The 13,769-nt window shown below is 70.6% G+C and carries 11 protein-coding genes and 1 tRNA gene; 7 read left to right on the forward strand and 5 right to left on the reverse strand.

Annotated features, from left to right (window positions below; genetic code table 11):
- Positions 1-436: 436 nt before the first annotated feature.
- Both CcI49_RS00175 and CcI49_RS00180 read left to right on the forward strand, forming a co-directional pair.
- Entirely contained in the window at positions 437-1,156 is a 720-nt protein-coding gene (locus CcI49_RS00175; protein WP_006543981.1) for a response regulator transcription factor, read from the forward strand.
- Positions 1,157-2,067: 911 nt separating this feature from the next.
- The gene (locus CcI49_RS00180) at positions 2,068-2,271 is read left to right on the forward strand and encodes a hypothetical protein (protein ID WP_076823669.1); all 204 of its coding nucleotides are present in this window, start codon (positions 2,068-2,070) and stop codon (positions 2,269-2,271) included.
- 575 nt (positions 2,272-2,846) lie between these two features.
- On the opposite strand, the gene CcI49_RS00185 is transcribed toward CcI49_RS00180, so the two are convergent.
- The 4 genes from CcI49_RS00185 to lon all read right to left on the reverse strand — a co-directional run bounded on the left by CcI49_RS00185 (position 2,847) and on the right by lon (position 7,657).
- Positions 2,847-2,922, reverse strand: a tRNA-His gene (locus CcI49_RS00185).
- Between the two features lie 195 nt (positions 2,923-3,117).
- Positions 3,118-3,714 (reverse strand): oligoribonuclease, encoded by a 597-nt coding sequence (gene orn / locus CcI49_RS00190; RefSeq protein ID WP_198955422.1) that lies wholly within the window; start codon positions 3,712-3,714, stop codon positions 3,118-3,120.
- A gap of 345 nt (positions 3,715-4,059) precedes the next feature.
- Positions 4,060-4,578: a hypothetical protein gene (locus CcI49_RS00195; RefSeq protein ID WP_063792964.1), complete on the reverse strand. Its 519-nt coding sequence runs from the start codon at positions 4,576-4,578 to the stop codon at positions 4,060-4,062.
- Positions 4,579-5,110: 532 nt separating this feature from the next.
- On the reverse strand, positions 5,111-7,657 hold the full coding sequence (gene lon / locus CcI49_RS00200) for an endopeptidase La (RefSeq protein ID WP_076823602.1): 2,547 nt from the start codon (positions 7,655-7,657) through the stop codon (positions 5,111-5,113).
- Between the two features lie 487 nt (positions 7,658-8,144).
- On the opposite strand from lon, the gene CcI49_RS00205 reads away from it, so the two are divergent.
- The 5 genes from CcI49_RS00205 to CcI49_RS00225 all read left to right on the forward strand — a co-directional run bounded on the left by CcI49_RS00205 (position 8,145) and on the right by CcI49_RS00225 (position 12,158).
- Positions 8,145-9,113: a pirin family protein gene (locus tag CcI49_RS00205; protein WP_054564386.1), complete on the forward strand. Its 969-nt coding sequence runs from the start codon at positions 8,145-8,147 to the stop codon at positions 9,111-9,113.
- A gap of 243 nt (positions 9,114-9,356) precedes the next feature.
- Positions 9,357-10,097: a Crp/Fnr family transcriptional regulator gene (locus tag CcI49_RS00210; RefSeq protein WP_054564385.1), complete on the forward strand. Its 741-nt coding sequence runs from the start codon at positions 9,357-9,359 to the stop codon at positions 10,095-10,097.
- 158 nt (positions 10,098-10,255) lie between these two features.
- The gene (locus tag CcI49_RS00215) at positions 10,256-10,825 is read left to right on the forward strand and encodes a hypothetical protein (protein WP_054564384.1); all 570 of its coding nucleotides are present in this window, start codon (positions 10,256-10,258) and stop codon (positions 10,823-10,825) included.
- 99 nt (positions 10,826-10,924) lie between these two features.
- Positions 10,925-11,767 carry a HipA family kinase gene (locus tag CcI49_RS00220; RefSeq protein ID WP_054564383.1) on the forward strand — a complete coding sequence of 281 codons (843 nt, stop codon included), beginning with the start codon at positions 10,925-10,927 and terminating at the stop codon, positions 11,765-11,767.
- Positions 11,760-12,158 (forward strand): DUF3037 domain-containing protein, encoded by a 399-nt coding sequence (locus CcI49_RS00225; RefSeq protein ID WP_054564382.1) that lies wholly within the window; start codon positions 11,760-11,762, stop codon positions 12,156-12,158. Before CcI49_RS00220 ends, CcI49_RS00225 begins: the two co-directional genes overlap by 8 nt.
- A gap of 68 nt (positions 12,159-12,226) precedes the next feature.
- Here the strand turns inward: CcI49_RS00225 and CcI49_RS00230 are convergent, their stop codons facing one another.
- Positions 12,227-13,687, reverse strand: coding sequence for a glycosyl hydrolase (locus tag CcI49_RS00230; protein ID WP_054564381.1), 1,461 nt, complete (start codon positions 13,685-13,687; stop codon positions 12,227-12,229).
- Positions 13,688-13,769: the final 82 nt, after the last annotated feature.

Here is a 13,769-nt window from a genome sequence, read left to right on the forward strand (position 1 = left end):
GTTACGTGGACGTGCGGGTTACTCGGCCGGGTTGCCTGGTTCTGGTATGCATCGAGATGAATGGTGTTCCAGTCCGTGGTGCGGCCGGCGGCGAGCGCCGGCGCCTGTGCTGTCGATCCGGTCCGATCCGACGTCGACGCAGGTGGTGGGGTGTGTGGTGGGCAGGCGCGGTGCCGGTGGTGGGGCTGATGCAGGGGTCTGGGCGGCGCTGGGATGTGCGCGAAAACTGCCGAGAAGGAGGCAGTTGATCTGAATGCGCGTACTCTTCCGTCTATGTCGGATATGTTAAGGCCGCGAGAGTGAGAGGTGACTTCCGCGTGCCTGCGACCTCGGGTGTGTGGTGCATCACGTAGAGTGGGCGGGTGTCCGAAACGGCATTCGTTCGCGGCGGCGAAGCCGCGAGGCAGAATAATCGAACCCGATTTCCGGATGTGTGATGACGGCCAGTGTGGTGCCGCCGTCGGCCGCTGATGCCGACCCGACCCGTAACGGGGCGCCGATACGGGTCCTTGTCGTGGACGATCACGAGCTCTTTCTTCAGGGCCTGCAGGTCGTCCTGGACACCGAGGACGACATCTCGGTGGTGGGGCGAGCCGCCGACGGGCAGGAGGCGCTCGTGCTCGCGTCCGGCACCGCGCCGGACATCGTCCTGATGGACGTCCGGATGCCGGGTCGTGACGGCATTGCCGCCGCTGGCGCGATCAAGCGATCGGTGCCGCGGGTGCGGGTTGTGATGCTCACCGTGTCGGACGAGGAGTCCGACCTGTTCGAGGCCATCAAGGCCGGGGCGGTCGGCTACCTGCTGAAGTCGATTCCCCCGCACGAGGTGGCGGACGCGGTGCGCGCCGTCCACAGCGGGCAGAGCCTGATCAGCCCGTCCATGGCCTCGAAGCTGATGGTCGAGTTCGCCACGATGGCCCGTGGCGGAGGTGAGGACCGGCCCCGGGCGCACGCGCCCCATCTGACCGCGCGTGAGCTGGAGGTCCTCAAGCTGGTGGCGGAAGGGCGCGCGAACCGTGAGATCGCGCGCAAGCTGTTCATCAGCGAGAATACCGTGAAGAATCACGTCCGGAATATTCTCGACAAACTTCAGCTCCATTCGAGGATGGAAGCAGTGATGTACGCGGTCCGGCAGGGCCTGTTCGATATCGAATAAACAGGCCCGGTCCGTTCGCGCAGGCGCGGTGTCCACAGGGCCCTGCCGTTCGTGCGAGGTGCCGGGGTGCCGGGGGCACCGAGGTCCCGAGCCTCGGTACCGAGGGCGCCCCGGGCAGGGGCGTCGCCGGGCCCGAGTGGTGGCCGGCGCCGAAACGACGGGCAGGGTGCCCTGGTGGCTGGGGACGCGGGCTGGCCGTCACCGCGCGGATTCCCCGGCACGGATGTCACGGCGTGGACGTTGCGGACGGCGTCAGGTGGTTGTGCGGCGTCACCACACGCTGGAGCCTCCTGACGGTGAGATCCATGTCTCGATGGCCTCGCGCGGAAGGTCCGGTGGGATAAGGCCGTTTGGCGGCCGTCGGTGATTTTCCGGGTTCCCCTTGGAGGCTGCGCCGCCGGGGGAATTGCTGCCGGGAAATCGAGGAGCGGGCGGCTGGGAATGGCGTTGTCCGCGCCGGGCTGGGAAAGAGGCCCAGGTAGGAAGCGTCGGAACGGTGGCCGGGAGTGCCGCTGGTGAACCGGGTACGGCGCGGCCGCACCGCGCCGGTTGGGCCGGGACGTCCGGTCACCGCCGCGTTGTCGGGTGGGCGCGGACAGGCTATCGGGTGTCCGGAAATGGCCGGTCGGTGCGCGGCCGGTGAGGGAGTGCGGCTCTTTGCTGCATTCCGGCCCATACGATGTCGACGTTGGCTAGCGTCATCGGGCGACCAGGCAGTCCGCTGTTCCGGCGGTGACGGATGGTCGGGAGGTGAGCGAGTCCGGTCCTTGTGGGGCCGGCGGCCAGGGCCGGTACAGCACCTGGCGCGCGTCCAGCCGGTGGCGAGAGCACTGGGCGGGCGAGGCGCCGCACGCTGACCGGCCGGAGGATGCGGTCCACGGTTGGTCCTGACCGGGGAGGTGGGTACATCGGTGACGACAGCGGAGCAGCCGTCCGGGGCGCATACCAGCCCGGAGCGGGTGAACGTTATCAACCAGATCTGTCTGACCTGCCGCGGTGGGCGGGCGGTGTTCGAGCTTCGTGCCGCGGACCAGGGCGGGACTGCTCCGCATCTGGAGCCCTGCCGCCACTGCGCAGGCAAAGGCCGGCACATCGGCCTCATCCCACCAGTGTGATCATATAGCGAGTCGATCCCGGCTCGGGACGGTCGGGTGACGACAGGTGACGCCTTGGCCGTCAGGCCGCCGGGACCGTGGTGCACACGGTCCCGGCGGCGTCTGCGCGGGATCGTGAACCTGCCGGGTGCTGACCGCAGCGGAGCGCCCCGGCCCGTAATCCTGGCCATTCTCCGGGTGGGAGCAGCCAGGGCCACGGGAAAGCCGGGGAAGTACTTCTTCACTAGGGCGCGGACCTGCCAGCGGAAACAACCTGCCAACGGTGACGCCACGGGCGTTGGGTCTGGAGCAATCCCAACCTGCACGCCTGTGCCGTAGCTGCCTACCGTGCCCTTTACCGGTCGCCAGATCGGCTGCCGTAGCCCTCAGATCATCGGCTCCGGCTCCGGCACTGGGGTGGCGGAGCGGTGGGGCCGGCGGGTGCCTGCTGAGGCGGGCGGTCCGGTGCTCCGTCGACGCTCTCCAACGAGATCATTTCCTGGGCGCGGATAGGGCGCGCAACCCGATGACCATGTTTCGTGCCGCCCAACCGGCCCTACCTAGCCAAATGGGCCAGGTAGGGCCGGTTGGAGCCATGGGGTGAGTGACGGGATTTGAACCCGCGACACCCGGGACCACAACCCGGTGCTCTGCCAACTGAGCTACACCCACCATGCCGGTATCAACCGGACCCGACCTCGACCGGGCTGGGCCATCGTACCGGTTGAACACGCCACCGTGACGCCCGGGGTGGCGTTCGAACGGAAAAAATGCCGATCAGCGTTGATCGGCCGAGCTGCGCCCGGGCGAGCTGTGCTCGTTCGACCGGTAGCCCGTGCGACCTGGCCTCCGGCGCCCTCGGGGAGGTCAGCTGGCGCGGATCGCGGCGGCTGCGGCGCGGGCGGCCTCGGTCGTCGGGCCGGGCTGGGGTACGAAAAGGATCTCCCGGTAGTACCGCAGCTCCTCGATGCTCTCCTGGATGTCGGCGAGCGCGCGGTGACCGCCGGCCTTCACCGGGGCCGCGTAGTAGGCCCGCGGGTACCAGCGCCGCGCGAGCTCCTTGATCGAGGAGACGTCGATCATGCGGTAGTGGAGGAACTCGTCCAGCTGGGGGAGATAGCGCGCGATGAAGGTGCGGTCGGTCGCGATCGAGTTGCCGCACAGCGGCGCCTTGCGTGAGTCCGGCACGAAGCGGCGGATGTAGGCGAGGAGCTGCTTCTCGGCCTCGTCGACCTTGAGCTCGGAGGCTCGTACCGCGGCTGTGAGCCCCGAGGCCTCGTGCATCTCCTTCACTACGGGGAGCATCTGGTCGAGCGCTGCGTCCGGCGCGCCGAGGACGAGGTCGATGCCCTCATCCAGGACGTTCAGCTCGCTGTCGGTTACCAGGCAGGCAACTTCGAGTAGCAGGTCGGAACCGGCGTCGAGGCCGGTCATCTCGCAGTCGATCCAAACCAGACGATCCATCCCGTTCACATTAGGGAATTCCGTCGCTGTCGTCACGTACGCCCCTCCACTTACCTCTACGCCCCAGCCTGCCTGCGCCGAGCAGGCGAATGCCGCACCCACGGTGCCGGGCAGCCGGAAGCCGGGCATCGGCGCATCGCGGGCGAGCCTGGCCACACCATGACACTGTGCGCACACTGCGCGGTGACCGGGTGCCACCCGGTTCTGGTCCGGCCGGGCTGTCCATACTCGCCGGGCGGCGGTGCCGTTGCCAGGGGAGGGCCAGGCCGGCTCATCCCGGCAGGCACGGCCGGCCAGGTCCGCCGGGATGAGCCGCAAGCCAGGTCCGCCGGCCAGATCCGCCGGTCAGGTCGGCTGGTGGCTTGGGGTGGCGGCGGCGTTCTCGATCCGGAAGCGGATGGTGGCGGGCGCGATCCCCGGGTTCGCGGCGGCGGCCCTGAGCGTGTAGAGGCCGTCGTCGACCTCGCTGGTGAGCCAGCCGCCCGGATGCGGGTTGAACAGGTAGGGAGCGGCCTGCGCGTCGAGGGTGTAGGAGAAGTCGCCCGGCCCGGTCAGGGTGTACCTGATCCCGCCGACCTGGCCTGTGGTGCTGAGCGTGATCCGCTGGAAGCCATGAATGATCGTGCCTTCGGCCACGCCCTCGAACCGCGTGAGAGTGCCCGGCGGCGCGCTCGTCGGAGCGACGATCATCCCGGTCTGTTCCGGCTGCGAGCCGGCCGGAGTTGTCTGCTGTGCGGCAAGGTCATCGGCGGCCTCGGATGCCCTGGACGCGTCGTGCTGGAACTGCACGACCAGCACGGGCATCAGGACGAGGGCGGAGAGGAACAACGCCAGACCAACCCAGCCTCGCCGAAAGGCGTCCACGTGGGCGCACCCTTCGTCACGGCCTGCGTAGAGACGCCCACTCTAGCCCGCCGGCCCGCACCGCCCGCACTCGGGCCCGATCACTGCCCGGGCCTGATCGGCCCGCCGCCAGATCAGCGTGGACGCCGACCCGGTGGACGGGTCGGGGTGCGCCCCGGCCCGCGATTGTCCCGCGGGCGCTGACGGCCCCGTAGTCGACTCACTGCCAGGATGCGCTCCTGTGCGACGCGCTCCTGCCGAAGACACCGGCCACGATCCACACCCCGAAGGTAGCTGCCCGAGCGCCGTTTCGTGGGTGGCGTCACAAGGTGTTAACCGAACGCCCGGCGTGTCGCCGATGTCGGGCGTTGCGTCCCATCGGTTCCTGCGGCGTGCCGTTGTTGCTGCTGGACACCGACAGACAACGTGACACCGGTGTTCACCAGCTGCTCTGCGTGACCCAGCCCAACCGGCGCCGCGGCACCTGACAGACCCCCCTCGGGTGGGCCCGTTCAGGTGCCGCGGCGGCCGAACCCCCTGCGGGGGCGCCGATTCAGGCGGCCAGGGCTGTCCTGGAGCGCCCGGCCTCGAAGGCCGGTTCCAGCGCGAGCTCCAGCCCCTCGCGGACGTCCGCGACCAGGTGCACCGTGAGCGCCTCCCGCACCGCGGCCGGGACGTCGTCCAGGTCGGGCCCGTTGCGGGCGGGCAGCAGCACGGTGGTGATGCCGGCCCGGTGCGCGGCGAGCAGCTTCTGCTTCACCCCACCAATGGGCAGCACCCGCCCGGTGAGCGACACCTCGCCGGTCATGGCGACGTCCGCGCGCACCGGCCGCCCGGAGAGCAGCGACGCGAGCGCGGTGGTCATGGTGACGCCGGCACTCGGGCCGTCCTTGGGCACCGCGCCGGCCGGGACGTGCAGGTGGATCCCGCGGTCACGCAGGTCCCCGACCGGCAGCTCCAGCTCCACCCCCCGTGAGCGCAGGTAGGACAGCGCGATCTGCGCCGACTCCTTCATGACGTCGCCGAGCTGGCCGGTGAGCGTCAGGCCGCTCGCGCCCGTCTCCGGGTCGGCCAGCGACGCCTCGACGAACAGGACGTCCCCGCCGGCGCCGGTGACGGCGAGCCCGGTCGCCACCCCGGGCAGCGCGGTGCGCTCCGCGGACTCCGGAGTGTGCCGCGGCCGGCCCAGGTAGCCGGTGAGATCACCGACGCCGACGGTGACCGGCAGCGCTGCCTCGCCCAGGGCGACCTTGGCGACCACCTTGCGCAGCACCCGCGCGGTCGCCCGCTCCAGGTCCCGCACGCCGGCCTCGCGGGTGTACTCGCCGGCCAGCTGCCGCAGCGCGTCGTCGTCGACGGTGACGTCCGCCGGGGTGAGCCCGGCCCGCTCGATCTGCCGGGGCAGCAGGTGGTCGCGGGCGATGGTGACCTTCTCCTCCTCGGTGTAGCCGTCGAGCAGGATCAGCTCCATCCGGTCGAGCAGCGGCGCGGGGATCGCCTCCAGCACGTTCGCGGTCGCCAGGAACAGCACGTCCGACAGGTCGAGCTCGACCTCCAGGTAGTGGTCGCGGAAGGTGTGGTTCTGCGCCGGGTCGAGCACCTCCAGCAACGCCGCCGTGGGGTCGCCGCGGTAGTCGGAGCCGACCTTGTCGACCTCGTCCAGCAGGATCACCGGGTTCATCGAGCCGGCGTCGCGGATCGCCCGCACGATCCGCCCCGGCTGCGCGCCCACGTAGGTGCGCCGGTGACCGCGGATCTCCGCCTCGTCCCGGACGCCGCCGAGCGCCACCCGGGCGAACCTGCGGCCCATCGCGCGGGCCACCGACTCACCCAGCGACGTCTTGCCGACCCCGGGCGGACCGGCCAGCGCGAGCACCGCCCCGCTGCGCCGCCCGCCGACGACGCCGAGCCCCGCATCGGCCCGGCGCCGGCGGACCGCCAGGTACTCCACGATCCGGTCCTTCACGTCTGCCAGGCCCGCGTGGTCGGCGTCGAGCACGGCACGCGCCGCGGTGATGTCGTAGGTGTCCTCGGCGTGCTCGTTCCAGGGCATTTCCAGGACGGTGTCGAGCCAGGTGCGGATCCAGCCGCCCTCGGGGGACTGCTCGGACGTCCGCTCCAGCTTGTCGACCTCCTTCAACGCCGCCGCGCGGACCTTCTCCGGCAGCTCGGCGGCCTCGACCCGGGCCCGGTAGTCCTCCTTGTCCCTGTCGGCGGACTCGGAGGTTCCATCCAGCTCGGCGAGTTCCTTGCGCACGGCGTCGAGCTGGCGTCTCAGCAGGAACTCGCGCTGCTGACGGTCCACCCCCTCCTGGACGTCCCGCCGGATGGTCTCGGCGACGTCCACCTCGGCGGCGTGCTCCCGCGTCCACGGGATGAGCTTCGCGAGCCGGGCGGTGACGTCCAGGGTGCGCAGCAGCTCCAGCTTCTGCTCCGCCGACAGGTAGGACGAGTAGCCGGCGGTGTCGGCGAGGGTGCTCGGGTTCTCCAGCGCCGCCACGGTGTCGGCGACCTGGTCGACGCCCCGGGTGCGCAGCAGGCCGGTGACCAGCGTGCGGTACTCGAGCGCGAGCTCGACGAGGCGGGCCACGGCACCGTCGGCGTCGTCATGCCCGCTGCGCAGCGGGGCGCTGAGGGTGCCGGTGAAGCCGGCGGGCACGGCCGACTCGAGGATCGTCGCCTCGACCCAGCCGACCTCGACGCCGCTGCCGCCGTCGCCGGCGCTGTCGCCGATGGCGGCTTCACCATCGCCGGCGATGCCGGGGCCGTCAGTCGCCAGCTGGGCGCGGGACCTGGCGCGGACGACCGCGGCCGCCTCACCGTTCGGCAGCCGCCCGATCTGTTCGACGACGGCCACCACGCCGACGTCGGCGCGGACCCCGTCCACCCGGGGAACCAGCAGGAGCTCGGGCCGGCGCTGATCGGAGCGGCTGCTGATGCCGGGCGCGCGCGGCTCGGGCACGAAGCCGGGTCGGCCGCCCCGGGCCGCGTCCACGACGGCGCGGGTCCGGGCGTCCGACAGGTCGAGCGGAACCACCATGCCGGGCAGGAGCACCGTGTCGTCCAGTGGCAGCAGCGGCAGGAGCCTGGTCTGTGACATACGACCTTCATCCCTCGATTGGAGCGTTCATGACCCACGAACCTTGAGTACGAACCACTCAAGCTATTGGAGCCGCAGGTTGTTCCCGAGTCCGATCGCTCTGAGCGAACCGCGGTCGGGCGCTGTTCCGGTGGCGTTCGCGCCGCATGCCCGGGGCGGTCGGCCCCGGCCGATCTACTGTCACGACGCCTCAGCCGAGAAGCTCCACGCCTGCCCGAACCCCACGTCGGATCGCCCAGGTGAATTGGTCGTGGTTCGCGGCTACCGCCACTGGTCCGCGTGGTCGGGCGGCGGGAAGTTACCGGGCGCTCGGCGGGTTGGGAGGGGTGGTTGCGTGCGCAACTGCCTCTGCCGCTGCCTCGCCGAGCCTTGGTTCTCGGGGGTGGCCAGGTGCCGGTGGCCGCGCACGGAAGGCGTGCCCTCGCCCGGATCACCCCGTCCGGATGGGGCACGATGACACGGGAACAGAGTCACCTGGGAGGTCACCATGCCAGCCGTCACCGCCGACACCCTCACCCTGCCGAGGCTGTCCGCGCCGGGGCTCGGCGATGTCGAGCGGCCCGTCAAGAAGGTCGTGACCGCCCCGACCGGGTTCGAGGGAGAGGGCTTCCCCGTCCGCCGGATGTTCGCCGGGGTAAGCCTCGCCGACCGTGACCCGTTCGTGCACGGTGACCAGATGGGCGAGGTCGACTACGCCGCCGGTGAGCCGAAAGGCACTCCCTGGCACCCGCACCGCGGCTTCGAGACCGTCACCTACATGATCGACGGGACCTTCCAGCACCAGGACTCCCATGGCGGCGGTGGTCTGATCACCGACGGCGCGACCCAGTGGATGACGGCGGGGTCGGGCATCCTGCACATCGAGACGCCACCGGAGGCGCTCGTTGTCAGCGGTGGTCTCTTCCACGGAGTGCAGCTGTGGGTGAATCTGCCGGCCAAGGACAAGTTCAGCCCGCCCCGGTACCAGAGCATCGAAGGCGAACAGGTCTCTCTGGTCGCCTCGCCGGACGGCGGGAGCCTGGTTCGGATCATCGCCGGTGACGTGGGTGGTTTCCGTGGTCCCGGATCGACCCACACGCCGATCGCGGTCGTGCACACGACGGTCAGCCCGGGAGCGCGCGTCAGCGTCCCGTGGAACCCGGAGTACAACGCGCTGGTCTATGTGCTGGCGGGGGAGGGCACCGTCGGAGCCAAGGACACCCCCGTGCAGCTCGGTCAGACGGCGGTGCTCGGCGCGGGGGACCGCATCAGCCTCGCGGCGGGCCCGCGCCAGGACGGCGACACCCCGAACCTGGAGGTACTGCTGCTCGGCGGCCGTCCGATCCGGGAGCGGGTGGAGATGTACGGGCCGTTCGTGATGAACACGCGGGCTGAGCTCCAGCAGGCGATCGAGGACTACCAGGCCGGACGGCTCGGCGTCATCCCCGAGAACGCGCTGATGCCGCACCGCGTCTGACCCGGCCGCACCGCGTCTGACCCGCGGACCGCGTCTGACCCGGCCGTACCGGGCAGATCCGGCCGTACCGGGCCTGATCCGGCCTGCGGCCCGGCCGCACCGCGGGCCGGATTCGGGCCGCGGTGCGGGTGTGATCGTGGCTTGCTGCACCCAAACCTTCACCCCCAGGCGCCGACGTGGTGATATCAACCGTTACGGTAGGCGGCTGCCTGGAGTGCGATCGGTGAGGTGAAGGAGCGGGTGATGGTTCCGGTGGTGGGCCCGGCTGGGCCGGACCGCCAGCGTCCGCGTCGTATGGACTGGCCGGCGAACAGCCTGCTCGGCATGTTGGCCGAGCCGACCCGTGCGGAGTTCGTCGCGCTCGGCAGTTACCGGGAGTTCGCCAGCGACGAGGTCCTGCTGCGGGAGGGTGACGCCACCAGCTTCGTCGTCCTCCTGCTCAGCGGCTGGGTCAAGGTCACCGCGACCACCGAGAACGGTGGCTTCGCGCTCCTGGCCATCCGGCACGGCGGTGATCTCGTCGGTGAGCAGGCCGGGCTGGACGGGGAGCCTCGTTCCGCGACGGTCACCGCGGCCGGGGCCGTTCTCGCGAAGGTCGTGTCGTTGGAGGCCTTCCTGGCCTTTCTGCGGGCGAACCCGGATGCGAACAGGCCCGTGCTGCAGTCGGTGAGCGCCAAGCTGCGCAACTCGACCCGGCGGCGGGTCGAGTTCAGCGGGTGCACGGTCGCGATGCGGCTGGCCCGGGTCGTCTGCGAGCTGGAGCGTTCCTACGGCGCCGGCGCGCCGGACGGCACGGGCCGCCGGGTGCAGATCGCGCTCACCCAGCCGGAGCTCGCGGCGCTGGTCGGAGCCGCGGAGCCCACCGTGCACAAGGTGCTGCGCGAGCTGCGCCAGCAGGGCATCGTGGACACCCGTTACCGGGCGATCGTGATCCGTGACGTCGACGCGCTCTACCAGGCGGCCGGAATCACCCGGGACCCGTGAACCCGCGGCCGCTACGGGATGTGGGGCCACTGCGTTGTCCGGTCGACACCGTGGGCGCAAACCCGTCACATGAGGATGTGTTCGGCGTGCCACCGGTGATTCGGTGTTCCGTAGATGAACGGTAAATTCCGCTGGAACGTCGCCATCGGAGGCTGAGCGTGAACGAAGTGGTTCCCGGCATCCGGCGCCTGTGCATTGCCGTCGCCGCGGACAGGTCGCTGGGAGGGATTCTCGACGAGGCCTGCCTTGCCGCCGATGTCCAGTGCGCACACTGGTTTGCCCGGCCCGAGGGCGACGAGTTCGCGGTTTTTCCGCCCGGAATCGACGAGGTGCGGGTCGTCGGCGATCTCGTCCGTGGGCTGCGGCTCACGGTCGGCCGGATGAATGCGGGTGCCGCGGCACGAACACGGCTTCGGGTGGCGCTGCACCAGGGAATCACCCGATGTGACGAGCGAGGGTTCGGCGGGCGCGCGGTCGAGAAGGCCTGCGGCCTGCGTGACGCCGACATCGTCGAGCGCGAGCTCGCGGAACATCCGCACGCTGATTTCGCGCTCATCATCTCCGCCGAGCTGTTCGACGACGTGGTCGGCGACGACGGTGCGGAAGGCCTCGACCTCACCGCCTTCCGGCAGGTGGTCGTGCCCGGTTCGGGTTTCCTCGCGTGGGTGTCGATGTCCGCGGCCCTTCCGCTCCCGCTCACATTTCCCGCGGTCGCCGGCCCGCGGTAACGCCCCCAGCCCCAGCTTCAGCTCCAGCCCCGCCGGGCACGGGCCCGTGTCCGCGTTCGTGTCCGTGCCCCGCTCCGTCCGCTCCGGTGGCCGGCGGGCATGCTGGGGGATGTGCTCCGTCATGTTCGCGCCGTTCGCTATGCCACACCGCTGCGGGAGGGAGGCAGCCTTCCCGGGCTGATGGAGGGCGACGACCTCGGCACCTGGGTGGTCAAGTTCACCGGCGCGGGCCAGGGCCCGAAGTCGCTGGTGGCGGAGGTCGTCGTCGGTGAGCTCGCCCGCCGCCTCGGCTTCGCGGTGCCAGAGCTCGTGGTCATCGACGTCGATCCGGATCTGGGCCGCACCGAGCCGGATCAGGAGGTCCAGGAGCTGCTCCGAGCGAGCCCCGGCAGCAACCTCGGCATGGACTACCTGCCCGGGTCGATCACCTACGATCCGCTCGCGTTCGCCGTCGAGCCGTCGCTCGCCGCCCGCGTGATCTGGCTCGACGCGTTCACCCTGAACGTCGACAGGTCGTGGCGGAACCCGAATCTGCTGGTGTGGGGCGGGCGCCTGTGGCTGATCGATCATGGGGCCGCGCTGTATCCGCACCATGACTGGGCCGGCATCGAGGCGGCGGTGGACCGCGCCGCGCCCGGCTTCACCGACCACGTCCTGCTTCCGGTGCTCGGCGCGGACGCGCCGGAACTGCTCTCGGCCGCGGATGCCCAGCTCGCGCCGGCGGTCACCGCCGGCCTGCTCGCCGATGCCGTCGGCCTGGTGCCGGGAGAGTGGACGGACGCCCCGGGCTCGGCCTACGTCGACTGGCTGCTCGCCCGGGTCTCCGGGCGCCGCCCCTGGCTCGCGGAGCTGCTGGTCCCGGCCCCGTCGACCGTCCCGGACCGCTCGGCGGGCACCCGCGGCGGACGTCCCGACTGGCTGCGCGGAGGCCTGGGTGCCTGATCTTTTCGAGTACGCGATGGTCCGGGTGATGCCCCGGGTCGACCGGGGCGAGTGCGTCAACGTCGGGGTGCTGCTGTGGTGCCAGGCGGCGAACTATCTCGGGTCGCGGTGCCTGGTCGATCAGGCCCGCCTGGTCTGCCTCGACCCGTTCGTGGATCTCGACGCGGTGGCCGCGCACCTCACGGCGCTGCGGAAGGTCTGTGCGGGCGGCCCGGACGCCGGCCCGGCCGCGCGGCTTTCCGGCGGGGAGCGGTTCAGGTGGTTGACCGCTCCCCGCAGCACGGTGGTGCAGACCTCACCGGTCCACACCGGCTTCACCGACGACCCCCCGGCGGAGCTGGACCGGCTGGTCGAGCTGCTGGTGGCTCCGCCGGGTCCGATCGTCCGTTGACGCAAGGCGACGTCGCTCGCGGGTCCCCCACGTTCCCGCGAGCGACGCGCCGCTCCGAGGGCCTCCCGCTAGGGGCTGCTCCACAGATCGGTGTAGAGCAGTGCGGCGGCGTTGTTGATGAACAGGCAGTGATCATCAGTGGGGCGATACAGGTTCGAGCCGACGTTCGGTGGCTCGCAGGTGCTGTAGTAGTTCTCGTAGTACAGGCCCTGCCCGGCACGCTGCTCCATCCAGTCACGCATGAACCGGATGTAGTTGGGGTTGTCCCCGGCGCCGTTCTCGTCGCGCCCGCTCACCACTCCCCACTCCCCGATGCCGAAGAGCTTGTTGTGGGCGCGGGCGAAGTTGTAGAGCCAGGTGACTCCACCGATGGCGTTGGCCTGGTTGTTGAACTCCGCCTGGGTCCGTGACGGCGGGTAGTGGTCGTAGGCGTCGATTCCGATGATGTCCACCCAGTTGTCACCGGGGTAGAGGTCGAGCGGGTTGTGGCTGGACGGGTTCTGCGAGTAGTGCGCGTTGATGGTCCAGTCGAGCAGCGGATCCGGATCGGACGTCGCGTTGATCGAGTCGGCGATGTGCCGCCAGCAGCCGATGTAGGCCGACGGGTTGCTTCCGGACCACTGGTACCAGTCGCCGTTCGCCTCCCAGGCGATCCGGATGATCGAGTTCTGCCTGCCGGTGGTGTTGAGGGTCTGTCCGAAGGTGCGCCAGTAGCCGTCATAGGCGCCCGCGGCACAGGCCGTGAGTGTGCTCCCCGAGTTCTCGGGGAAGGGAGGTACCGAGATGACGAGACGGCCCGGCCAGTTGGCGAAGTTGGCCTGGGTCCACGACGGCTGGACGATGTTCTGCCAGTTGTTCCGGCTGACGAACACATGGGCGAGGTCGCAGGGGCTGCCCCGGCGGTCRCAGAAGGCGTCGACGTTCGCCGCGTTCTGGATGGGATCGCCGTTCGCCCCGGAGTACCACGGCTGACCGGACCGGTTGCCGGGGTTCCCRCCGCTTTGTTCGACGAAGACCTGCGCCCGGTCGAACGTGATCTGGATTCCCCCCGATGCCGGTTCCCGCCAGCCGACGTTCACCAGCACCGCGGTGTGGATGCCGGGATTGAGGAGGGCGGACTGGTAGATGCGGGCCACCGACGGCGTGGCGGAGTAGGTGTTGACCGCGGTCGGCGTCCCGCCGTCGACGCTGATGGTCGCGATGCCTCCGTTGGGCGCGAGCACACCGTAGATGTCGACCTGGGTGCCGGAGAAACGGAGCACCGCGCCGCTGGAGGCGTCGGCCGTACGGGAGTAACGCCCGTTGGGTGTGCTCGGCGAGCAGCCCACGCAGGCCGTCCAGTCGCCGAAATAGCTGATCTGGGAGACCCCGGAGCCGACGGAGTTGTCCTCGATGACGACGCTGGGCACCGGCACCGCCTGCGCGCCGAGGTCGGCGATGGTCGTGCCCGCCAGCAGGACCGGCACGAGGACCGCAAGGCGCAGCAGCGCGGTGCGCCGCCTCGACCGCCGCCGCCGCCGACCCGCCATGGCGTGCGCGCCGTGTTGATCGCCTGCACCGTGTTGACCGCCGGCACCGTGTTGATCGCCTGCACCGTGTTCACTGCCGGCA

Source organism: Frankia sp. CcI49, assembly GCF_001983215.1.
Taxonomy (GTDB): Bacteria; Actinomycetota; Actinomycetes; order Frankiales; family Frankiaceae; genus Parafrankia; species Parafrankia irregularis.